The sequence below is a fragment of the Pseudoalteromonas gelatinilytica genome (genome assembly GCF_001641615.1).
Lineage (GTDB): Bacteria > Pseudomonadota > Gammaproteobacteria > Enterobacterales > Alteromonadaceae > Pseudoalteromonas > Pseudoalteromonas gelatinilytica.
Map to the genome: position 1 here is coordinate 94,013 of NZ_LRRU01000002.1, position 22,402 is coordinate 116,414.

At 41.2% G+C, this 22,402-nt stretch carries 21 protein-coding genes; 6 read left to right on the forward strand and 15 right to left on the reverse strand.

Annotated features, from left to right (window positions below; all coding sequences use genetic code 11):
• Positions 1-314 precede the first annotated feature (314 nt).
• Together NH153_RS00445 and NH153_RS00450 are read left to right on the forward strand one after the other, a co-directional pair.
• On the forward strand, positions 315-506 hold the full coding sequence (locus tag NH153_RS00445; protein WP_063699902.1) for a hypothetical protein: 192 nt from the start codon (positions 315-317) through the stop codon (positions 504-506).
• A 55-nt stretch (positions 507-561) separates the two neighbouring features.
• Positions 562-1,455 carry a TraB/GumN family protein gene (locus NH153_RS00450; protein ID WP_063699904.1) on the forward strand — a complete coding sequence of 298 codons (894 nt, stop codon included), beginning with the start codon at positions 562-564 and terminating at the stop codon, positions 1,453-1,455.
• 133 nt (positions 1,456-1,588) lie between these two features.
• Here the strand turns inward: NH153_RS00450 and trpS are convergent, their stop codons facing one another.
• From trpS to rpe, 3 genes are read right to left on the reverse strand one after another with little or no spacing between them, the layout of a single operon-like run.
• Positions 1,589-2,593 carry a tryptophan--tRNA ligase gene (gene trpS, locus NH153_RS00455; protein WP_063699907.1) on the reverse strand — a complete coding sequence of 335 codons (1,005 nt, stop codon included), beginning with the start codon at positions 2,591-2,593 and terminating at the stop codon, positions 1,589-1,591.
• Positions 2,594-2,644: 51 nt separating this feature from the next.
• Entirely contained in the window at positions 2,645-3,310 is a 666-nt protein-coding gene (locus NH153_RS00460) for a phosphoglycolate phosphatase (protein ID WP_063699909.1), read from the reverse strand.
• Complete coding sequence (rpe, locus tag NH153_RS00465; RefSeq protein WP_063699912.1) at positions 3,307-3,993, reverse strand: ribulose-phosphate 3-epimerase; 687 nt, start codon at positions 3,991-3,993, stop codon at positions 3,307-3,309. Before rpe ends, NH153_RS00460 begins: the two co-directional genes overlap by 4 nt.
• A 333-nt stretch (positions 3,994-4,326) precedes the next feature.
• Here rpe and NH153_RS00470 point away from each other — a divergent pair, with 333 nt between their 5' ends.
• Together NH153_RS00470 and NH153_RS00475 are read left to right on the forward strand one after the other, a co-directional pair.
• Complete coding sequence (locus NH153_RS00470) at positions 4,327-4,623, forward strand: hypothetical protein (RefSeq protein ID WP_063699915.1); 297 nt, start codon at positions 4,327-4,329, stop codon at positions 4,621-4,623.
• Positions 4,624-4,628: 5 nt separating this feature from the next.
• Positions 4,629-4,814 carry a DUF2970 domain-containing protein gene (locus NH153_RS00475; protein ID WP_063699917.1) on the forward strand — a complete coding sequence of 62 codons (186 nt, stop codon included), beginning with the start codon at positions 4,629-4,631 and terminating at the stop codon, positions 4,812-4,814.
• Here the strand turns inward: NH153_RS00475 and NH153_RS00480 are convergent.
• The 9 genes from NH153_RS00480 to NH153_RS00520 all read right to left on the reverse strand — a co-directional run bounded on the left by NH153_RS00480 (position 4,786) and on the right by NH153_RS00520 (position 13,734).
• The gene (locus NH153_RS00480; protein WP_063699919.1) at positions 4,786-5,628 is read right to left on the reverse strand and encodes a Dam family site-specific DNA-(adenine-N6)-methyltransferase; all 843 of its coding nucleotides are present in this window, start codon (positions 5,626-5,628) and stop codon (positions 4,786-4,788) included. The genes NH153_RS00475 and NH153_RS00480 overlap by 29 nt on opposite strands.
• A 53-nt stretch (positions 5,629-5,681) precedes the next feature.
• Positions 5,682-7,091, reverse strand: a complete 1,410-nt coding sequence (locus tag NH153_RS00485) for an AAA family ATPase (protein ID WP_063699921.1) — start codon at positions 7,089-7,091, stop codon at positions 5,682-5,684.
• Positions 7,091-8,161: a 3-dehydroquinate synthase gene (gene aroB, locus NH153_RS00490; protein WP_063699923.1), complete on the reverse strand. Its 1,071-nt coding sequence runs from the start codon at positions 8,159-8,161 to the stop codon at positions 7,091-7,093. Before aroB ends, NH153_RS00485 begins: the two co-directional genes overlap by 1 nt.
• Before the next feature lie 27 nt (positions 8,162-8,188).
• A complete protein-coding gene (aroK, locus tag NH153_RS00495) occupies positions 8,189-8,707 on the reverse strand; it encodes a shikimate kinase AroK (protein ID WP_036973192.1) in 519 nt (172 codons plus the stop codon).
• Between the two features lie 179 nt (positions 8,708-8,886).
• Positions 8,887-10,980, reverse strand: coding sequence for a type IV pilus secretin PilQ (locus NH153_RS00500; protein WP_082873947.1), 2,094 nt, complete (start codon positions 10,978-10,980; stop codon positions 8,887-8,889).
• The gene (locus NH153_RS00505; protein WP_063699925.1) at positions 10,967-11,503 is read right to left on the reverse strand and encodes a pilus assembly protein PilP; all 537 of its coding nucleotides are present in this window, start codon (positions 11,501-11,503) and stop codon (positions 10,967-10,969) included. The genes NH153_RS00500 and NH153_RS00505 overlap by 14 nt, the downstream gene beginning before the upstream one ends.
• Positions 11,500-12,105, reverse strand: coding sequence for a type IV pilus inner membrane component PilO (locus tag NH153_RS00510; protein ID WP_063699927.1), 606 nt, complete (start codon positions 12,103-12,105; stop codon positions 11,500-11,502). Before NH153_RS00510 ends, NH153_RS00505 begins: the two co-directional genes overlap by 4 nt.
• Complete coding sequence (locus tag NH153_RS00515; RefSeq protein WP_063699929.1) at positions 12,095-12,667, reverse strand: PilN domain-containing protein; 573 nt, start codon at positions 12,665-12,667, stop codon at positions 12,095-12,097. Before NH153_RS00515 ends, NH153_RS00510 begins: the two co-directional genes overlap by 11 nt.
• Positions 12,655-13,734 carry a pilus assembly protein PilM gene (locus NH153_RS00520; protein WP_063699931.1) on the reverse strand — a complete coding sequence of 360 codons (1,080 nt, stop codon included), beginning with the start codon at positions 13,732-13,734 and terminating at the stop codon, positions 12,655-12,657. Before NH153_RS00520 ends, NH153_RS00515 begins: the two co-directional genes overlap by 13 nt.
• Positions 13,735-13,866: 132 nt before the next feature.
• Between NH153_RS00520 and NH153_RS00525 the strand changes: the two genes are divergently transcribed.
• Positions 13,867-16,377 (forward strand): penicillin-binding protein 1A, encoded by a 2,511-nt coding sequence (locus NH153_RS00525; protein ID WP_063699932.1) that lies wholly within the window; start codon positions 13,867-13,869, stop codon positions 16,375-16,377.
• An 83-nt stretch (positions 16,378-16,460) separates the two neighbouring features.
• Here NH153_RS00525 and metL read toward each other — a convergent pair whose 3' ends face one another.
• Entirely contained in the window at positions 16,461-18,806 is a 2,346-nt protein-coding gene (metL, locus tag NH153_RS00530; RefSeq protein ID WP_063699933.1) for a bifunctional aspartate kinase/homoserine dehydrogenase II, read from the reverse strand.
• 5 nt (positions 18,807-18,811) lie between these two features.
• Positions 18,812-20,071, reverse strand: coding sequence for a cystathionine gamma-synthase (gene metB, locus NH153_RS00535; RefSeq protein WP_063699934.1), 1,260 nt, complete (start codon positions 20,069-20,071; stop codon positions 18,812-18,814).
• Between the two features lie 224 nt (positions 20,072-20,295).
• Here metB and metJ point away from each other — a divergent pair, with 224 nt between their 5' ends.
• Complete coding sequence (gene metJ, locus NH153_RS00540) at positions 20,296-20,616, forward strand: met regulon transcriptional regulator MetJ (protein ID WP_063699935.1); 321 nt, start codon at positions 20,296-20,298, stop codon at positions 20,614-20,616.
• A 100-nt stretch (positions 20,617-20,716) separates the two neighbouring features.
• On the opposite strand, the gene NH153_RS00545 is transcribed toward metJ, so the two are convergent.
• Positions 20,717-21,958 carry a malic enzyme-like NAD(P)-binding protein gene (locus NH153_RS00545; protein ID WP_063699937.1) on the reverse strand — a complete coding sequence of 414 codons (1,242 nt, stop codon included), beginning with the start codon at positions 21,956-21,958 and terminating at the stop codon, positions 20,717-20,719.
• Positions 21,959-22,402 lie beyond the last annotated feature (444 nt).

Here is a 22,402-nt window from a genome sequence, read left to right on the forward strand (position 1 = left end):
AGTTTTAGTCGCATAATGTTTTACTTTAAAGCCCATAGCAAAACCCATCCGTTCCCTATTTTAATACAGGAACACTAACATCAAAATACACAGCCTCAAAATAATAGGCTTTAAAACCTTATTTCACTCCGTAAGAATTAGACATAAAACACTGAAATAAAACAAATTAAAATTTTAAAACCTTATAAATAAATCGCTTAGAACTAGATAAGCGACTCTATGTAAATTCCTCGCTATTGTAGTTTCCATCAACGGGCTACCAACCAATTTTGCTTCGCTGATAAAACTAATCAACCAATTAAAGGAATTAAATTATGACTAACTCAGTATTAAAAATGATGTCACTTTTAGCTGTCACTGCAATCATTATTACATCGCCTAATACCTTACTTAATACGCAAGGTGCTCAAAAACTAAATCAGCAATTAGAGACTTCTATCGAAGCGTCTATTGAGCAAATGAACAATAAAATTGATTTGCAAATTGAGCAACAACTCAATAAGTAATCGTTGGCTTGCTCAGAGTGCTGAGCAAGCTTCTTTCAATTAACAGGCGTAAATAATGAAAACACTGACTCGACACTTTCTCATCTCATCAGTTGCTGCATCTGGCTTATTAACAAGTGGGTTTGGCGCTGCTAAAAGTGCTGTTTGGCAGGTAAGTAAAGGCGATGACTATATTTACATTGCAGGTTCAATTCATATTTTGCCTCCAAAAGAGCTACCACTCCCAGTAGAATTTAATCAAGCTTATAAACAAGTAGATACCTTAGTACTTGAAGCCGATGTACCTGCACCAAGCGATAGTTCGGCACAGCTCACAATGCTAAAAACGCTTAGCTACCAAGCAGGTGAAACATTAAGTAGCAAGCTAACAGCAAAAGTGAAGCTGCAGTTAGAAGAGCAGCTAAACCGTTACGGTATGAAACTGAGTGAGTTCGATAGCTTTCGCCCATTTTTGGTAAGTTTGTTAATGACGTCATTAGAATTACAAAAGCAATCACTACTAGGTGAAGGTGTCGACAGCTACCTAACTAAATTAGCAAAACAAGATGATAAAGAGTTGGCTTTCCTTGAAACCTTAGCGTTTCAATTACACCTATTTAAGCAATTAGGTAGCCAAGACGAAAGTGCCTTTATTGAATCACAATTAGCGCAAATATCTCACTATCAGCATCATTATGCTGCCCTGCTTGATGCATGGCGAAATGGCGATATGCAGGCAATGAATACACTCACTATTATGCCGCTCAAAGAGCATGATCTACTCACCTATAACATGCTAATTAAGCAGCGTAATTTAACCTGGCTTAGCAAGATAGAGCGCTATTTTACTAATCATCAAAAAGAGCTGGTGCTTGTTGGCGCAGCCCACTTGGCCGGTGACGATAGCTTGTTAGGCTTACTAAAAAATAAAGGCTATGCAATTAAACAGTTGAACACAGATGAGGAATAAGAAAATGGAAAAAACAGACAAAACCGCTGCTGCACTTATCTGTTTGTTTACAGTATTAATCGTGCTTAGTTTTTAATAGCTAAAAAAATACCGCTTTATAGCGGTATTTTTATTTCAATTATTTGCTGAAAGATTACGGGCGAGGGATAAAACCTACCGCATCGTACACAGCTTTTAATGTTTTCTCAGCGCGAATACTCGCCTTTTCAGCACCTGATTTCATGATGCTATCAAGCAATGATTGATCTTCACGAATCTCTTTAAAGCGCGCTTGGATTGGCTCAATCATATTCACAACCGCTGCTGCGGTGTCTTTTTTCAGGTGACCATACATTTTGTCTTCATATTCAGGTACTAAGTCTTCAATTGAGCGCTTAGTTGCAACTGATAATAAAGTAAGTAGGTTAGATACACCTGGTTTTTCATCACGATCAAAGTAGATACGCGCTTGCTCGTCTGAATCGGTTACTGCTTTTTTCAGTTTCTTTTCAATCTTCTTCGGCTCATCCAATAACATGATGTAACCGTTTGGATTTTCATCTGACTTAGACATTTTCTTCAGCGGATCTTGTAAGCTCATTACACGTGCGCCAAACTCAGGAATGTACGGCTCAGGTAGTTTGAACACGTCACCGTATAGGTTGTTAAAACGTGTTGCGATATCACGTGTTAATTCAAGATGTTGCTTTTGATCTTCACCCACTGGCACTTGATCTGCTTGATATAACAAGATATCAGCTGCTTGCAGCACTGGGTAAGAGAATAAACCCACATTCACGTTATTCGCATGCTTAGATGACTTATCTTTGAACTGCGTCATACGATTAAGCTCACCCATTTGCGCGTAACAGTTTAATACCCAGCTTAGCTGTGCATGTTCTGGTACTTGAGATTGTACAAATAACGCCGCTTTCTCTGGATCGATACCACATGCAGCATATAGCGCAATACCGTCAAGAACGCGCGAACGTAATTGCTCTGGATCTTGGCGTACCGTAATGGCATGTAAATCAACTAACATAAAGAAACTTTCGTGGTCTTCCTGTAGCTTAAGCCACTGGTTAATAGCGCCAACATAGTTGCCTATTGTCATACCACCGGTTGGCTGAATGCCACTTAACACTACTGGTTTACTCATGATGTTCCTTTATATTTTTTACTAAACTAAAAAGACGAAATTAAAATGCACTTACCTTTGGGTAAGAACGGGTATTATATCTAAGAAATTCTCGCAGAGGTACTCTGGATTGAAATCAGCGAGGTTTTCACCTTGGTTATAGCCATAACCAAGCGCGACAACGTCAACATTTGCAGCTTTTGCTGCCAAAATATCACTTTTTGAATCGCCAATCATAACCGCTTTTTCAGGGCTAACATCTAATTGCTGACAAGCAAAGTGCAATGGTTCTGGTGAAGGTTTCTTAGCCATATCATCGCCACAGACAATAAACTGAAAATGGCTGGTCAATGACAGTTTATCAAGTAACTTTTCGGTAAAACGGCGCGCCTTATTGGTGATCACCACTTTAGGAATACCAGCAAGTGCGGCAAGCCCTGTTTCTACATGCTGATAAAGCGCACTATAGTCACCTACAACTTGGTCATAGTGCTGATAAAATAACTTAATTGCACGCTCAGCAAGGGCTTCATCTAAATGCTCACTAACTTGCATATCGCCACTCAAACCTCGTTTAACAAGTGTTTCTATACCATTACCGACCCAGCTTTCGACTAGCTTCTGCGTAACAACCGGAAACGCTAAGTCAGTAAGAGTCAGGTTCATCGCAATATATAAATCATAAACACTGTCGACTAGGGTGCCGTCTAAATCAAAAAATGCTGCATCGTATTTCATGATTCAACCTTTGCCAGTTCGCTACGCATCGCATCGATAACGGCTTTGTAATCTGGTTGATTGAAAATTGCAGAGCCAGCAACAAACATATCAGCGCCCGCTTCTGCAATTTCAGCAATGTTATTAACACCAACACCACCGTCAACCTCTAGTCGAATATTACGACCTGAATCATCAATAATTTTACGCGCTTGGCGAAGCTTTTCGAGCGTATGCGGAATAAAACTTTGACCACCAAAACCAGGGTTAACCGACATTAATAGCACCACATCAACTTTATCGAGCACATGCTCAAGGTAGCTAAGGCTGGTCGCAGGATTAAATACAAGCCCTGCTTGGCAACCGCTGTCTTTTATAAGCTGTAAGGTACGGTCAATATGCTCACTTGCTTCAGGGTGAAAGCTAATAATAGAAGCGCCCGCTTCAGCGAAGTCGGGAATTAGGCGATCGACAGGTTTCACCATAAGATGCACATCAATCGGTGCTGTGACACCGTAATCGCGCAGTGCCTTACAAATCATCGGGCCAAAAGTTAGGTTTGGCACATAATGGTTATCCATTACATCAAAATGTACAACGTCTGCCCCACTTGCTAATACACGATCAACATCTTCACCTAAACGGGCAAAGTCAGCTGATAAAATAGAAGGGGCTATTAAATACTTTTGTAATGTTTCCAACATGAGAGATTCCATCATAATTTGCGACTGCAAGAAGAGCGCATAATGTAACCCAATCGACAGCTGATTAAAACACCACAGCAGGTTGTTAGAATGCGATAGAGAGAAGCTAATCCTTTTAGCCTATTGAATTTAAGGTGAATTAATCAAAAGTTGAACTAAAGCTCTATTAATCAAGATGTAACAATACATGCATATGAAACAAAATATAAACATAAAATTTACTTTAAAGGGTTAATTTTATTAAATTTTTATTTAATTCAGCAGTAATTAAGTTTGTTATTTGAGCAATTGTTATGTATGCTTGTCTAAATAACACAAACAAGGGTTATTCTCATGCGTGCTTTTAAAATAGGGATCTTAATCGCGTCCGCACTTTCTGTTGCTGCGTTTGTATCTTTTTCATCGGCTGATGAAGACGACTTTTTAGCAGTGGCGTCTGGTTGCTCGTGCAACACAGTTAGCGCATCATCATCTTCTGCTCAATGTATGAAAGCAGAACAAGAAACAGGATGGTTTTCTTGGTTAACGGGTGATAGCCGCAGCGCTCAATTCCATTACCTTGATTTACTTGAACTCTTAACAAGTAACGAAGAATCAAAGAAAGTTAGCGGTTTAGGTTCTAAGTTCTAAACCGCATGAACAAATTCATTAGTGCATTACAAAGTGTCTTCGCGGCATTTTTTGGTGTGCAATCAGAAGACAAGCGTCAAGCTGATTTCAAAGAGCATTCGCTCAGAACTATTATCGTCATTGCCCTAGTTTTATTCAGCCTGTTTGTAGCAGCGATTTATTTCACCGTTTCTTTGGTGCTAAATACATAGCCATTAGCTCATTCACTTTATTACGTGAACCGCCCTTCGGGCTAATCGTGCGTTTTACCTGAATTTCATCCAGTGATGCTTGGCTATAGATTTTACGAGTCCATACAGTATCGTGGTTAGAAATAAGCACCGGCGTGTTATTTTCGAATGCCGCTTGCTCAGCTAAATTAGCCAAGTTAGCTTGATCATCTAAATTGAAGCCGCCTTTAGCATAGGAAGTAAATGATGCCGTTTTACTCAGCGGTACATAAGGTGGGTCGCAATACACTACTGCGTTTTCAGGAATAAGCTTAAACACCTCGTCATAACCTAAACAGGTAAAGGTTGCTTGCTGCGCTTTTTCGGCAAAGAAATGCATTTCTTTTTCAGGAAAGTACGGGCGCTTATATTTACCAAAAGGCACATTAAAAATACCTTTTAGATTGTAACGACACAAACCGTTATAGCCATGACGATTCATATATAAAAATAAAATCGCTCGCTCATACACATCGCTGCTCTGATTAAATTGAACACGATACTCATAATAGGCTTCAGGATGGTTATTGAGCTCTACAAACAACTTTTTTGCATCACTGATGAACTCATCAGGCGTGCGTTTAAGCTCAGTGTAAAGGTTGATCAGATCCGCATTGATATCGTTTAAAATATAATGCTTAAAATCCGTATTAAGGAATACAGAGCCAGCACCAACGAAAGGTTCAACTAAGGTGTCAGCATCCACACTCGCTTGCTTCAAGCGGGTATGAATATCTTCAACTAGGCTGTATTTTCCACCCGCCCATTTAAGGAAGGCTCTGGTCTTTTGCTGCATCTGCTCTTAACTTCAATTCGGTGTTGCGCGATTTTACACTAATCAGTTTTAATTTACTGATTTAGTGAAGCGATTTCTTGTTTAATTTTACTTATTTTTTTATAAAACGGCTGATTTTTACGCACATTATCAGAAAGTGTTGTTACGCCCTTCTTCGCGTCATTGAGTGTGCTATAACTGCCATAAGTGACAATCCACCACGGCTTACCGTTACGTAAACTTTGGTAAGTCTTTACCTGCCCTTGCAAGCCATTTTCTTTAATAAACTTATCGCTGATCTCTTGCTTAGTCACCGCAAGTAATTGGATTACAAAATTGTCATCTGGCTGAGTTAAATACCACGCGTTACCCACTAACGACTGCTGAGGTTCTGATTCAGTTACCTCGTCTGCAATTGGCTCAGCGTTACTCATGATGGCTGTCGCTACTTCATCAGGCGTTGGCTGATCAGTCTCTTCTGCTACTTGCTCTGCAGGTAATAGGCTATCAACAATCGCAGCGACATTATTGTTATGACTTTCTTTTTCACGGTTTTCTATTACAGAGTTATCAACCGGCACATTAGCAGCTTGAGTCGTGTCGACAGCATCATGATTGGTAACTTGCTGCTCGGCTTGAGACTCATCTTGAGCGTGCTCCGAAGCTAGCTCTTTGCTTTCTACTGGACCATTAATTACCGCTTCTGCAGGTAATGCGGTTGCCACAGTGCTCGTTGTATCTTGCTGGTAGTGCGCTTTCCACCACTCGGTCATGTCTGCTTTATATAGAAAGCCAATAATAAGCAGCATGGTTGTGATTAAGAGCAAAATTAAATAAAGCAGTTTATAGCTTTTTTCGGGTGCGCGAATGTCTGCGGTTTGTTGTTCTGGTTGCCATGCAAGTAATAAGGCAGGATTACCATGCGCCTCTTGTAAGAAAGTGCGAAAAACAGGATCTTCTTCCACAGGGAGGCTATCGAAAAACCAACGCATGAGCTGTTTACTTTCACTTATATTTAGCGCTTCAAGGTGGATCTCGACGGCTTGGATAAATTGCCCAACCGATTGTGATGCAATCAATATATATAACGTGCTTGGGCTTTGCTTAGCAAGAATTTCTAATTGCTGAATTAACTCTTCCGATAAATGACGGCCTCCATCAATCACCCATAAACAATCACCACAAGGTTGTTGTTTATAGAGTTGATAGAAATTTTCAGACAAACTTAAAGCGTGATCAATCAGCGGGTTACTAAAGCTTTGTTCTAGCAATTCAGTCATAAACTGCTGGTCAGTCATTTTTCCTGACAACTGAACAAACGCTTTATTAAAGTTGTGGTATTTATCAGTAATGAAGGTTTCTAATAAATAGCTTTTACCAAGGCCTGACGGGCCAAGCAAGCAAATTAGATTTTGCCCATATTCAAACTGCAGAGCGATTCGATCAACTAGCGCAGCACGGCTAGGCAATATTTGCGATTGCATTAGCGCGCTATTAAATCACAAACCTGCTGATCAGTAACATCACTTACCAGCGCACATTGACCAAATTGAGTAGGTAGAATAAAGCGAATCGTACCTTTTTTGTTTTTCTTGTCTTTACGCATGTGCGTTAAAAATTGCTCGCTGGTCATTTCTGCTGGAATATCAACAGGTAAGTCATAATCTGCAATCAATTTAACGACGCGCTCAAGTTCAGCTGCGGTTAAATCACCACGGGTATGAGCTAGACGTGCTGCAAGTACCATACCTGCCGCAACAGCTTCGCCGTGTAACCAGTTACCGTAACCCATTTGCGCTTCAATCGCATGACCAAAGGTGTGCCCTAGGTTTAGTAATGCGCGTAAACCTGCTTCTTTTTCATCTTGTGCAACAATTAAGGCCTTGATTTCACAACAACGGTAAATTACGTGCTGTAATGTTTGCTCGTCGAGTGATTTAAGGTTGGCAATATTTTGCTCAAGGTAAGCAAATAATTCTGTGTCGTAAATGAGGCCATACTTGATAACTTCAGCCATGCCCGCTGCGAATTCACGCTCTGGCAATGTATGAAGAGACTGTGTATCGATAAATACTGCTTGCGGCTGATAAAAAGCACCAATCATGTTTTTACCAAGCGGATGGTTTACTGCCGTTTTACCACCTACTGATGAGTCAACTTGCGAGAGCAAGGTAGTTGGTACTTGAATAAAAGGCACGCCACGTTGATAACATGCAGCAACAAAACCTGTGAGGTCACCCACAACACCACCGCCTAATGCAATAAGGCACGTATCGCGACCACAGTTATGTTCAAGTAAGAACGCCGAAATCTTTTCAAACCACTCAAGTGATTTGTATTGCTCACCATCAGGGATAATAAAAGATAACGGGTTAAGATCAGCTAACGACGTCATTACATCATCAAGATATAAAGGTGCAATGGTGTCGTTAGTGATAATGATTGGTCGACAATCGCCGATGTGCTCACGCAGCCGACCAGTCTCTTTAAGAGCAGATTGACCAATATAAATAGGATAACTTCGCTCGTCCAAATTAACTGTTAATTCAAGCATAGCTAGTTTCCTTTTTATTATTGGTTTTTAAAAATCTAATTTCTCGATGATTTGATTAGCAACAACTTTCGCGCTTTGCTCATCAGTGCGGACAACAAAATCAGCAACTTCTTTGTATAACGGTTCGCGTTCTTCAGCTAAGCGCTCTAGTACATCACGCGGTGCTTCTTCTGTTTGCAATAATGGGCGACGCTTGTCGCGCTGTGTGCGTGCAACTTGCTTTTCGATTGGTGTCTCTAGGTATACAACAATACCACGAGCAGATAGCTTGTTACGTACTTCTTTACTGATCACAGAACCACCACCTGTTGCAAGAACAATACCTTGCATCTCAGTTAGGTCTGAAATTACAGTTTCTTCACGAAGTCGAAAGCCCTCTTCACCCTCAAGATCGAATACCCAAGCAATGTCTGCTCCAGTACGACGCTCGATCTCTTGATCTGAATCGAAAAATTCAAGGTGTAATTGGTCAGCAATGTGACGACCAATTGTGCTTTTGCCAGCCCCCATAGGGCCCACTAGAAATATATTACGTTTCTCAGCCATATCTTTTTAGTACAAACGAACTCTAAAATTTGAAATAAAACCCCGCCTAACGACCTGGCCCCAAAATTAAGGAGGGGATTATCTCAGTAATTGCTTGGGTATTTCAAGTCAATTAGCATAAAAAGCCAGATAACGAGCAATTAAACATGCTAATTGCTCGTTGCTTAAGAAAAAATCACTTAATCGATTTGAATTTTTGGTGTTACAAAGATTAGCAGCTCTTTTTTCTCGTTAAATTCACTGGTGCTTTTGAACAGTACACCTAAGTAAGGAATATCGCCTAACAGAGGTACTTTCTTAGTTGAGTTAACGATTTGCTGCTGGAAGATACCACCAAGCACCACAGTTTGGCCATTTTCTACTAATACCTGAGTCTGAATCTCTTGGGTATTAATAGCTACAGCAGACCCCGTTGGTGTCTGAACCGTATCACCACGGGTATCTTGCGTGATCACAAGATCCAGAATGACCTTGTTGTCTGGCGTGATATGTGGTGTTACTTCTAAACTTAATACCGCTTTTTTGAACGTTACTGTCGTTGCACCACTTGATGCAGCTTCAACGTACGGGATCTCTGTACCTTGCTCAATGCGGGCTTTTTGTTGGTTCGCCGTGGTGATACGTGGACTTGCGATAATCTCACCGCGGTTTTCTTCTTCAAGAGCACTTAACTCTAAATCTAAGATAGTGCCATTGGCCAATTTAGCAATTTGTACACCAATGCTACCCGCGGGGCTTGAAACCGGTAAGTTAACATTTAATCGGTCAGACAAGCTTGGAATATTATCGTATGAACCCGCGCCGACCATGCCACCAGCACCTTCTAAGGTGCCAGAGATAGCACCGTCACTGCCCACATCGCTAATCCCCCAGCGAACACCTAAGTCTTCTTGCACGTTATCATTCACTGTCACCATACGTGATTCAATGACCACTTGTTTAACAGGAATATCTAAGGTTTCCACCATACGGCGCACGCTTTCAATGCTTTTCGCTGTGTCTTTAATCAGTAATGTATTAGTACGTTTATCAACAGACACACTGCCTCGCGCAGAAATAATGCTGTTGGTGTCTGTTTTCAATAAGTCTGCAAATTCTTCAGCTTTAGCATAGTTAAGGCGGATATATTCGCTGTATAACGGCTCTAAATCTTCAACTTGTTGTTTAGCTTTAAGCTCCTTCGCTTCACGAGCGGCAAGCTCCTCTGATGGTGCAACCATCAAAATAGTACCGTCCATACGCTTATCAAGGCCTTTAATTTTAAGCACGACATCAAGTGCCTGATCCCAAGGTACACCATCTAAGCGCAGCGTGATATTGCCTGTGACAGAGTCACTTGTTACTAAGTTAAACTCGTTATAGCCAGCAATAATCTGTAGCACAGAGCGAATTGGAATATCTTGGAAATTAAGGCTCATTGGGCGACCTTGATATTCAATTCCGCCATCAAGGTAAGCTCGCTGCGTATCATCTTTTTCAACGGTTAGTGTAAAGATGTTTTCAATTTGTTGATGAGTAAACTTGAACGCTGCATTTGGTTCAACCACGATGCGCGTCATATTGCCTTCTTTGAAGGTTTCGATATTACTAACAACGGTGCCAAAGTCCATGACATCTAATTGATACAATAAATCGTCTAAAATATCTGTGTGGTGGAACTCTGCAATAATTTTGCCGCCACTTTCATGCACATCAATTGCAGCTTGTGTATCTTGTAAGAAGACTAAAAGGCGTGCTTCACCTTTTTCGCCGCGACGAAAATCGATCGACTGAACTGTATTGATAAAGTTACTTGATGCTGTCAAACCACTGGCACTGTCTTCGCTCGCAATTGGGTTATCTGAAACATGCAAAGTAACAATGTTGTCTTTCGCTGAAGTTTTATAGATTTTCAGTTTGTCTAAGTTAACAACAACCTTCAAACCATCAGCGGTCAAGGTGCTGGTTACATGCTTAATGCCTGCTTGGTTAACTGGAACATCGCGTACTTCATTATCCACACCCACATTACTGAAAAGCATTTCGATACGAGCTGGCGAATTATAAACCTGAACCTTAGGTTCAAATGTTAGCGCTTCATCAAACACCAGCTGTAACTGTGTTTCACCTTTCATTAATGGGTTATAACGTACGTCATACAGTAAAGGGGCGGCAATTGCCGTCTGTGCTACGATTAAGGCTAATGCAGCTAACATGAATTTATGCATGTGTTTTAACCAAGCCATTCCTTTATGCATCTTCTTTTTACCTTTCATAAGATTAACTTGCACCATTTGTTTCCGCCTCTAACATTTCCAGCTTAGTCAGGCGTTCCTTCCAACAACCAGCCCCATCCGGGATTAATTCTAATAATTCTATATAATTGTCGTGCACTTCTTTAATTTCACCATGGTACAGACCAATATAATTACCCACAGTGACTCGATAGAGCGTATTGTCTGCTGCTTTAATCAGCGCCCAATTGTTGCCAACACGGCCAATAGTCCCTTGCATAACTAGATTATCTAATGGGTACTTCTCAAGTGGTTGACGAACACGATTAGGATCTGGGTGTAAGCAGTTTTTAACTTGTACTAAGTTGTTTTGGATAATTTCCGGCTTAGGTGCCACAAACGGACTGCGTAATTTTCCAGCACTATATGCAAAATGCTCAAACTTTGTGATCTCTGGTATCGGTTCAACTTTAGGCGTTGTACTCGCTTTTACTTGATCAATAAACTCTTTTTGTTCTGAAGTATCGTCATTACACGCGCTTAGCACAATAGTCATGGCAATAATTAAGGGAAGTTTCTTCATTTTTTAGCTCCCCCTTCATAACGATAAGTCTTAGCTACAACACTGAAAGTGAGTTCACCATCACCCAGCGTTTGAATAGTAAAGTCGTGTAAACTCACAATACGAGGTAATTGAGCAACTTTACCTACAAACTCACCAAACTCATGATACGTGCCTACCACTTCAATTTTAATCGGCAGCTCTGTATAAAACTCTTTTTCAACTTCAGGTAACCAGCCAATTTTTAAAAATGTTAAACCACTGGTGGTACCAACATAAGATAAATCGTCCAACAAGCCTGGTGTTTCGTTTGAGGTTGGTAAGCGCTTTAATAGCTGTGAAAACTTATCTTCCATCTCAACCATTTGCTGGCGATATATTTCTAAGTTACTCGCAATGGCATATTTTTCTTTATAAGTTTTGCGTAGTTCTGTCTCTTTCGCTACCGCACTGTGATAACTGGCTATTTCGTCAGACACTAATAAGCTGTAGCTAAAGTATAAAACCAGCGCAGCCACAAACGCACAGCACAAAGCCTTAACAGCAATGGGCCAATCACCCATATTTTCGAGCTCTATTTCATTCCAATCTATTTCAGTTAACGCTTTGATATCAAGGTTCATTGCGTGCCTCACCTATCTGATCAAATGGTTTAACGTAAAAATCCATATTAAAGTCACTCAATAATCTTGACGTTTGTTCACCAGCAACAATGCCTTGCATAATAGGACGCTCTAACAAATATGAGCCTTGCACTTGACGCAGCATAGTTGATAAGCGGTTATTAGACTCACTGCGACCGATTACATGAATACGATCATCACGGCGTTCAAGCTTGGTTAAATAAACTCCGGCAGGAACAATATTAGCGACCTCATCCATAATTTGCGTCCCTAAGTTACGGTTACTTTGTAACTCTTCGATGAGGCGCATACGTTGCTGTAAGTTTTCTTTTTTCTTATCGAGTTCGTTTATCTCACGAATACGTTGGTTCAATAATGCAATTTCAGTATTTAAGAAATTGTTCTTCACGTTTTGTCCATCACGCAAGCCGCCATAAAAAGAGCTTAGTAAATACATACTTAAGAAGCTAACGACAACAACGCCAAATAGCACGGTAACGAACTTATTTTGTGAGTCTTTTCTATGTTGTTCGCGCCAAGGCAGCAGATTTATATGTGGCATGGTGAAAAGCTCCTTAATGCCAATCCTGTGGCTATCGCAAATTGAGTGCGGTGACGCTGCAACATATTGCGATCAATCTTTGGCGAAATTTCAATGTTAGCAAATGGCTCTGCAACAACAGTGTGAATGCCTAGCTCTTCAATTAGGAGCCTATCTAAGCCTTCGATCATAGCAGTACCACCAGTGAGTACAATGTAATCAACTTGATCTTTACCACTGGTCGTTAAGAACATTTGCACTGCGCGTCTAACTTGCTGTAGCAGTGACGTTTGGAATGGAGCTAATACTTCAAAAGTATAATTTGGTGGTAAGTCACCCGTCGTTTTACCAATTTCAGCTTCATCAAAGCTCTTGTTGTAGTATGCAACAATGCTATTTGTGTATTGGTCACCACCAAACACTTGGTCACGGGTGTAAATTGTTTCACCTTCTTGCACAACGCTCACAAGCATCAGCACAGCACCAATATCAACAACAGCAACACACTTGTTAAAAGCATCACTTGGCAGTTGTTGGTAATAAACATCCATCGCACGGCTCAGTGCATAGCTTTCAACATCAACAACCGCTGCTTTTAGGTTGGCAGTTTCTAAGGCACCTACTCGCGCTTGCACACTTTCAGTTCGAGCGGCAGAGAGCAGTACATTCACTTTACTTGGATCAGCTTCGTTGATAGCCAACTTTTCAAAGTCAATGTTAACCTCATCGAGTGGATATGGGATTAAACTATCAGCTTCTATTGCTATTTGTGACTCTAATTCAGCATCTGTTAATGATACATCCATAAAAATCACTTTCGTAATTACCGTTTGGCCTGAAACGGCTACAGCTGCGGTTTGAACTGATTTAGGAATTTTTCTTTTTAGTTTAGCGATAACATTACCTATCGCTTCTATGTCTTGTATGGAACGTTCAGACATAGCGCCTTTTGGCATAGGTTCAATAGCTAACGCTTCAAGCCGCAAACCTGCGTCTGTCTCTTGCAACAGCACTGCTTTTATACAGTGCGATCCGATGTCGATTCCTACCATCATAGATGAAGGCTTTTTAAATAGCTGACTTAGCATGTTTGCAACTTGGCCTTTGTTTTAATAATAAACAAGTTATAATTTTTATCTGAAAAAATATTATTCATTTTTTAATCAATATATACTAGCAGTCTCCGATTCTAATTGGGAGTCCATTTAGGGAAAATATAAGTGATTTTATTAAAGCGAACTTTACAATTTATTATCATCTGCTCATTTTTAGGACTAATCACTTTAGTTGGTCTATACTATTACGTTAAACCTGATATTCCTAGCGTACAGGTTCTAAAAGACGTTCAGTTACAGACACCTATGCAGGTATTCTCACGTGATGGATTATTGATTAACCAATTCGGTGAAAAACGCCGCATTCCCGTTACAATAGATCAAATACCCCAACCATTAATCAATGCAATATTAGCAACAGAAGATAACCGTTTTTACGAGCATATCGGTATTGATCCAATTGGTATCGTACGTTCAGCCATTGTACTCATATCTACCGGTGAAAAGAAACAAGGCGCAAGTACTATAACCATGCAGCTTGCCCGTAACTTCTTCTTAACCCGAGAAAAAGCATACATTCGTAAGGTCAAAGAGATCTTCATCGCTCTTCATATCGAAAGTATATTAAGTAAAGACGAAATCCTCGAATTATATTTGAATAAAATTGAATTAGGTAACCGCGCTTTTGGTATTGGTGCTGCGGCACAGGTGTATTATGGCAAAGACCTAAATGAACTAACCTTAGCGCAAATGGCGATGATTGCGGGTCTACCAAAAGCCCCATCAGCACTTAATCCAATTCGCAACCCTGTGCGAGCCAAATCCCGCCGTAACGTTGTACTAGGGCGTATGCTTACAGAAAAGTACATCACTCAAAGCGAATATGAAGAGGCTATCAACGCACCAATTACAGCTAAATTCCATGGCGCTGAAATTGAAGTATATGCACCTTATATTTCTGAGATGGTTCGCGCTGAAATGGTTAAACGCTACGGTCATGAGCGTGCTTATAATACGGGTTTTAAAGTTTACACCAGTGTTGATTCGAACATTCAACAAGCCGCGCAAGATGCCATTGTTGATAACCTTCATGCATACGATATGCGTCATGGTTACCGTGGTGCAACTGCACAATTGTGGGATACCGAGAGCGAAAGCCCGCTTAGCCAAGAAGACATTTTAAATAAACTTAAAGACGTTAAAGAGTTTGGCCCACTATTAGCGGGTGTTGTCACTAATGTCGCTGAGCAATCAATTGATGTGCTATTAAAAAGCGGCGAACAAGTTACTGTTGAGTGGGATGGCTTAAAATGGGCTCGCAAATATATTACCCGTTACCGTCAAAGCTTCGCACCAAAAACAGCGGCTGACATCCTAACCGCAGGCGCGCAAATTTGGCTTCGCAAAAATGCGGATGAAAGCTACATATTAAGCCAGGTTCCTGAAGCATCAAGTGCTCTTGTGTCTCTTGACCCACAAGATGGTCGTATTAAAGCGATTGTCGGTGGATACAGTTTTGAACAAAGCCAATACAATCGTGCGGTACAAGCAAAACGCCAAGTAGGGTCAAACATTAAACCCTTTATTTATTCAGCAGCGCTTGAAAACGGTTACACACTCGCTTCAATTCTTAACGATGCGCCAATCAACCAATGGGATAAAAGCCAAGGTGTGGCATGGCGTCCGAAGAACAGCCCGGCGGTTTATAATGGCCCTATTCGTATCCGCCGAGCATTAGCACAATCGAAAAACGTTATTTCAGTGCGCTTATTACGCGGTGTAGGTTTAGAGCGTACAGCCGATCACCTGCTTAAATTTGGCTTTTTAAATAGTGATATTAACCGCAGCGAGTCATTGGCTCTTGGTAGCGCCTCAATCACCCCTCTTGAGCTAGCACGAGGAATGAGTACCTTTGCCAATGGCGGCCACTTAATTAAGCCTTACTTTATCTCTGAGATTCAGGATTCAGCAGGCACTGTGTTATTTAAAACAGAACCAGAACTTGCCTGTGATGCACCACAACCAGCAATTACTCCTGAGTTTGCATCACTTGATAATAATCAGCTAAACCTCACTGATACAGCTGTAACTAATGCGCCTCGTTGTGCACCGCGAATTATTTCAAAACAAAATGCATTCTTGATCTCACAAGCTATGCACAGCGCGATTTGGGGTGGTGGTAGCTGGACTCACAAAACCGGTTGGAGCGGCACCGGCTGGCGAGCTCAAGCATTGGATCGTCGCGATCTGGTTGGTAAAACGGGCACCACCAATGATTCTGTCGATACTTGGTTTAGTGGCTTCAATCGTAATGTGCTTACCTCTGTGTGGGTTGGTTTTGATAATCCAGGCATCACGCTTGGTCGTTCAACTTACAATAACAACCTCGATAAATCACAAATTTCGGGCGCAGAATCAGGCGCTAAAACAGCGCAACCTGCATGGGTCGACTTTATGCGAGCAGCGCTTGATGGCATGCCTGAAGCACCGATTGAACTCCCTGAAGGACTCGTATCAGTACGTATCGACTTAGAGACAGGTCTATTGAGTCACAAAAATGACTACACCAGCCGTTTTGAGTATTTCATTAAAGGCACTGCACCAACTAAATATGTACTTGCACAGCCTACTGACGTGTTTGAAGAAAAGCTCAGCACAGAGGAAGAGTTATTCTAAATAACTGAGTTGCTATTTTGAAACAATAAAAAAGCGCCCTTGGGGCGCTTTTTGCTTAGCTATTTAAACTAAGATCAGCAAAATTATTTTAGGTTATTTACCAGCCAATACAGGTCTGAATGAACCCCAGCCGCAGTGACTTCTTTACCTGCTCCAGGGCCTTGGATCACTAATGCATTGTCTGTATACCACTGTGAATTAATAACAAAGATGTTATCGCCCGGTTTAAGGCTTGCTAATACATCATCTTTGCCAACATTAACTAAACCAACTTGCGCCTGAACCTTGCCATCAACGAGTGTAATTGCGCCTGTGTAGCGCACTACTTTATCTTGAGCTGCAGCTTGGGCTGCTTTTTCTGTCATGAATTCATCGAGCAGCTGTTTGTTTGCAAGAAAATCTTGCCAGCTACCTGCTGCCAACGCTTCTGGCATTAGAGGTGTTAAAGCAATGTCATCAAGCTCTAAATCTAGGCCTAAGTCACGCGCTAAAATTAGCAGTTTACGCTGCATATCGCGGCCAGATAAATCTTCACGAGGATCTGGCTCTGTATAACCCATTTGCTGAGCTTGAAGCACTAAATCTGAAAACGGCACACTCCCATCGTAACTGCTACATAACCACGATAAAGTACCCGAGAATACCCCTTCAATACGGTTAATATTGTCACCGCTATTTTGTAAATCAGCTAAAGCAAAGTTAATCGGTAAACCTGCGCCTACACTGGTGTTATAGCGCCATAATAGATTTCGCTCAGCTAAATTAGTACGTAAGTTTTGATACCAACTATGCGCGGCAGTACCCGCATATTTGTTTGCACTGATCAAATGACAGTTAAGTTCAACAAAGTCAGGGTATAACTGACTAAACGCCTCACTGGCAGTGATATCAATCACCACTTTGTGCTCATAATCAAGTTCATTAATACGTGCTAATAATTCTGCCTTGTCGTAGCTTTGCGCTTCGTTATGCCACTGCTCTTGCCATGTTTCGGTATTTAAACCGCTAGCACTAAAAAGCATTTGCTGTGAACGAAGAAGAGCAACCACTTTTACCTTGTACTGAGCAGATAAACGAGCAAACTGAGCTTGGAGCTGCGCTAAGAACACTTCGCCTACATTACCAAGGCCAGCAACTATAATGGCCAACTCTTGGCCTTTGTTTACCAGCTTGTCATGTAATAACGTTAAAACGTCACTATCAATTGCCTGATCATTTAAGATCAACACATAGTTATCGTCTTGCTGTACAAAACGTGGATGAATGCTTTGCTCTTTTAAAAGCGCTGTTGCTTGCTCTGCAAGAGCACTAACATCAGCAGTCGGTGCAACCACTGCACAACCACTTAAATTAGACTCAACAATATTTGCACGGCCCGCTAAATGGCTCACAACCTGATGAGTACTTTGACCAGGTACTAATAAGTAGGTATCGCCCCCTTTAACAAAGTGATGCAGGCTGTGTTGAATTAACTGGCTTAATTCACCAACTTCACCACCGCTTAGTTTATCAACCCGTAATAAATCGATGTTATCTAAGGTCGTAATAAACCGTTTCGCTTTGCTATAACCTTCTTTAACTACTTCGGTTGGCGTTGCATCGCAATCAAAGCTACTTCTAACAACGAGCTTGATCTCTGTATCTTTTAGCGGTGACAAGGTTTTTGCATGCAATACTGGATTGCCCAAACGCGCTAATAGGTTAGCTTGCTCACGGCATACCTTGGCGTATTTAACCGCATTTTTAACTTTACGAGGATCTGTGCTGAATACACCTTGCGTGTCTGTCCAGATAGACACTTGCTTGGCAAAAGTATAACTGGCCAGTAACGTGGCGCTATAATCACTGCCATTACGGCCTAAAGTAACCGTATTACCTTGGCAATCTGCAGCAATAAAGCCCGTTACTACGTTGATATGCGATTTACTTATTGCACTTGTGCATTGCTGCTGATTTTTTTGATGTAAAAGCTGGCCATCATTTAAAGTAAATAGCTGCCTTGCATCAACATCTTGCGCAGCGACACCTAACTGATTTAAGTAAGCGGCTAACAAACGTGCTGACCACACTTCACCATGTGCAAGTAATGGGGCTTCAAGTAACTGTTGCTGACTAATTAATTCATTTAAAACAGCAAGCTCATCTTTTAGCTGTGCTAACGCCTGTTGTTTATTCTGGCCTGTGAGTAGCTGCTCAATTAAAGCGCGTTGGTTGTTATCAATAAGCAGTAGAATATCGCTAACAGCTTGACTATCTTGCTGCTGGTAACTCTGCCATAGCTTCACTAGGGTATCGGTTGTTTTACCCGATGCCGATACAACGATGCAATCGCCCTGCTCTGTATTCGCTAAAACAATGTTCGCTACCGCATGATAACGATCTGCTGAGCTTAAGCTTGAGCCACCAAATTTATGAACAATATTTACCATTTCTTCTACCACAATGCCGTATGTGCTGGCGTTAACTTGAATGACGCGTTTTGCTGTGTATCTTGCTGTGTTTGCTCTACAGCCGCTTTTGTAACTTGTTGGCCTTGACCTGGCTTAACTAAATTGAATACACGGTCTAAATCTGCAATGAGATCTTTTACATCTTCAATACCTACAGAAATACGGATCAGCGTATCGCCTACACCGGCTTCAAGACGCGCTTGAGGCTCCATACCTGCGTGTGTCATTGTTGCAGGGTGACAAATCAAACTTTCTACCCCACCTAGTGACTCAGCAAGGCTAAAATCTTTAAGACTAGTTAAAAACGCTGCTGCATCGTTAATGTCGCCTTTAATATCAAAGCTCACCATGCCACCAAAACCGCGTTGCTGTGCTTTAGCAAGCTCATGCTGCGGGTGAGAAGCAAGACCTGGGTAATAAACTTGGCTTACATAAGGAGAGTTTTCTAAATACTCAGCAATAGCAAAGGCATTTTCTTGGTGCTGCTTTAAACGCACATTTAAAGTACGTAAACCACGAAGCGTTAAGTAACTGTCAAATGGCGCACCGGTAATACCAATGTTATTTGCCCACCAAGCCAGCTCATCACCTAGCTCTTGCGTTGCAGCAATCACCGCACCACCAACCACATCAGAGTGACCATTGATGTATTTCGTGGTTGAGTGCACAACAATATCAACACCAAATTCAATTGGGTTTTGTAATGCAGGTGATAAGAAGGTGTTATCAGCCGCAACCAAAGCACCGCACTGCTTAGCGATGCGAGTGATTGCTTTAATGTTTGTTAAACGCAAAATTGGGTTACTTGGCGTTTCAATCCAAATCAGCTTAGGTTTAATCGCCAAAATTTCTTGGTGATTATCTGTATTCGTTAAATCCAATACTCTTAGTTTTAATAGACCACGTTTTTCAAGCGAGGTGAATAAACGATAGCTACCGCCATAACAGTCATGTGGGATCACTAAGGTATCGTCACTGTTTAATAATTGGGTCGCTAAGTGTACTGCTGACATACCAGTAGCAGTGATAATGCCTTTTGCGCCACCTTCAAGCTCAGCTAAGGTTTCAGCTAAAATGTCGCGATTTGGGTTACCGCTGCGGCCATAGTCATATTGGCGCTTAGTATCAAAGTCAGCAAATGAATAGGTGGTTGATAAGTATAAAGGTGGCACAACCGCACCATGATGTTTATCGGCTTCGATGCCGTGACGAACAGCAATCGTCGCTTTATTTTTTTCGCTCATTTCATCACCTATTCTTTGATTGGATGTTTAGACGTCTAAAAGGTTAGATGATCAAATATGAGAAGTCAAAGCATTTATCGCTCACACATAGAAGTTTATACATTTACACCACTAGATGGCTAAATAACTAGTATTTGACTATCTTTTTTAAAGCGATAGAATTTCCGCATCTTGCGCTGTGAATAAGGCGTAAATCACTGACAACCGAGGCAACGAAACAACTTATGGCTAAATGGAACGGTGAATACATTCACCCATATGCAGAACACGGTAAAAAATCAGAACAAGTAAAAAAGATTACCGTATCGATCCCACTTAACGTATTAAAAGTATTAACTGACGAGCGTACACGCCGCCAGATTAATAACCTGCGTCATGCGACGAACAGTGAGTTATTGTGTGAAGCTTTCTTACATGCTTTTACAGGTCAACCATTACCAAATGATGACGACCTTCGTAAAGACAACCCTGAAAAGGTACCTGAAGAAGTTAAAAGAATTATGCAAGAAATGGGGTTAGAAATCCCAGTGCTTGATTCAGAATAAGTATTTCGGCCATCGGATAACTGCCGATAATCACAGACATAAAAAAACTCAGCCTTGGCTGAGTTTTTTATTGCGCGTTATAGCTAATAGCTAATTAAGTTTAACGCATGTAATCTTCTGGCATGTCGATTTGCGCCACGCCCGACTCTATAGCCGCTTCAGCAACAGCACGTGCAATACGTGGTAAAAGACGCGGATCCATTGGCTTAGGAATAATGTACTCAGCACCAAACTCAAGCGACTCAACGCCCGCTGCTTTTAATACTTCACTTGGTACTGGCTCTTTTGCGATACCACGAATAGCGTGTACGGCAGCAATCTTCATTTCATCATTAATTGCTGTTGCACGCACATCAAGCGCACCGCGGAAAATAAACGGGAAACACAGTACATTGTTAACTTGGTTAGGATAATCTGAACGACCCGTTGCCATAATTAAATCATTACGTGCACTGTGTGCAAGCGCTGGTGCGATCTCAGGATCAGGGTTTGAACATGCAAACACCACAGGCTTGTCTGCCATCAATTTAAGATCATCAGCAGTTAATAAGTTAGGACCCGATACACCTACAAATACATCGGCATCAGCAATAACGTCTTGCAACGTACGTTTATCAGTGTTGTTAGCAAATAATTGCTTGTACTCATTTAAGTCATCACGACGAGTATGGATCACACCTTTACGGTCAAGCATATAGATATGCTCACGCAGTGCGCCACACTTAATAAGTAGTTCCATACAGGCAACGGCTGCAGCACCAGCACCTAAACACACGATGATGGCATCTTCGATATCTTTACCTTGAACTTCAAGGGCATTAAGCATACCTGCCGCAGTAACAATCGCTGTACCGTGTTGGTCATCGTGGAAAACTGGGATACTACAGCGTTCAATAAGTGCTTTTTCGATTTCAAAACACTCAGGAGCTTTAATATCTTCTAGGTTGATACCACCAAACGTATCAGCGATATTTGCAACCGTATTGATGAAATCTTCTGTTGTGCGGTGTTTAACTTCAATATCAATTGAGTCAAGGCCTGCAAAACGTTTGAATAGTAACGCTTTACCTTCCATTACAGGTTTTGATGCAAGCGGGCCTAAGTTACCTAAACCTAGAATTGCGGTACCGTTTGAAATAACCGCAACCATGTTGCCTTTACCTGTGTATTTATAGGCATTTGCTGGATCGGCAGCAATTTCACGGACTGGTTCAGCCACACCTGGGCTATAAGCTAAAGCGAGATCGTTAACCGTTTCGGCTGGCTTGGTTAGTTCAACACTAATTTTACCTGGAACGGGGTGAGCGTGGTAATGTAATGCTTGTTCACGAAAATCTGACATAACGCGATAGTATCCTGCAAAAAGTTAAAAAGTGAGAGAGCTTGCATCAGTACGATACCTGTAATGTATAAAAATTCCAAGTATTATCAGGTCTATCCTGTTATATGCTATATCGCTTAATTTTAAAGGATTTCCCAACAATTTCTGCGCATAGTTGCGATTAATCAGACATAAAAATTCACCTATTTATGACCTTTTAAGCACGTGTTTTTGTATTTTATACGCACGTACACTGCAATTAGCCGAAATTAGCCCAAAACAGCCATTTCAACGAAGTTCACAACATTTACTCACAAAGTTATTTAAATTTATTATTTTTAATAACTTTTATGAAAGTTTATACAAAAAAGAATATAGCCAAGGGGTGGCACTTTGTCTGCAAAATTAGCGACATAATGGGCATAACAGCCAGAAATAGTTATGCAAGATACATAAGTGAAGATG

Coding starts and splice junctions, on each gene's coding strand:
- NH153_RS00445 (WP_063699902.1), top strand. CDS start 315: ATGACTAACTCAGTATTAAAAATGATGTCACTTTTAGCTGTCACTGCA.
- NH153_RS00450 (WP_063699904.1), top strand. CDS start 562: ATGAAAACACTGACTCGACACTTTCTCATCTCATCAGTTGCTGCATCT.
- trpS (WP_063699907.1), bottom strand. CDS start 2,593: ATGAGTAAACCAGTAGTGTTAAGTGGCATTCAGCCAACCGGTGGTATG.
- NH153_RS00460 (WP_063699909.1), bottom strand. CDS start 3,310: ATGAAATACGATGCAGCATTTTTTGATTTAGACGGCACCCTAGTCGAC.
- rpe (WP_063699912.1), bottom strand. CDS start 3,993: ATGTTGGAAACATTACAAAAGTATTTAATAGCCCCTTCTATTTTATCA.
- NH153_RS00470 (WP_063699915.1), top strand. CDS start 4,327: ATGCGTGCTTTTAAAATAGGGATCTTAATCGCGTCCGCACTTTCTGTT.
- NH153_RS00475 (WP_063699917.1), top strand. CDS start 4,629: ATGAACAAATTCATTAGTGCATTACAAAGTGTCTTCGCGGCATTTTTT.
- NH153_RS00480 (WP_063699919.1), bottom strand. CDS start 5,628: ATGCAGCAAAAGACCAGAGCCTTCCTTAAATGGGCGGGTGGAAAATAC.
- NH153_RS00485 (WP_063699921.1), bottom strand. CDS start 7,091: ATGCAATCGCAAATATTGCCTAGCCGTGCTGCGCTAGTTGATCGAATC.
- aroB (WP_063699923.1), bottom strand. CDS start 8,161: ATGCTTGAATTAACAGTTAATTTGGACGAGCGAAGTTATCCTATTTAT.
- aroK (WP_036973192.1), bottom strand. CDS start 8,707: ATGGCTGAGAAACGTAATATATTTCTAGTGGGCCCTATGGGGGCTGGC.
- NH153_RS00500 (WP_082873947.1), bottom strand. CDS start 10,980: ATGGTGCAAGTTAATCTTATGAAAGGTAAAAAGAAGATGCATAAAGGA.
- NH153_RS00505 (WP_063699925.1), bottom strand. CDS start 11,503: ATGAAGAAACTTCCCTTAATTATTGCCATGACTATTGTGCTAAGCGCG.
- NH153_RS00510 (WP_063699927.1), bottom strand. CDS start 12,105: ATGAACCTTGATATCAAAGCGTTAACTGAAATAGATTGGAATGAAATA.
- NH153_RS00515 (WP_063699929.1), bottom strand. CDS start 12,667: ATGCCACATATAAATCTGCTGCCTTGGCGCGAACAACATAGAAAAGAC.
- NH153_RS00520 (WP_063699931.1), bottom strand. CDS start 13,734: ATGCTAAGTCAGCTATTTAAAAAGCCTTCATCTATGATGGTAGGAATC.
- metL (WP_063699933.1), bottom strand. CDS start 18,806: ATGGTAAATATTGTTCATAAATTTGGTGGCTCAAGCTTAAGCTCAGCA.
- metB (WP_063699934.1), bottom strand. CDS start 20,071: ATGAGCGAAAAAAATAAAGCGACGATTGCTGTTCGTCACGGCATCGAA.
- metJ (WP_063699935.1), top strand. CDS start 20,296: ATGGCTAAATGGAACGGTGAATACATTCACCCATATGCAGAACACGGT.
- NH153_RS00545 (WP_063699937.1), bottom strand. CDS start 21,958: ATGTCAGATTTTCGTGAACAAGCATTACATTACCACGCTCACCCCGTT.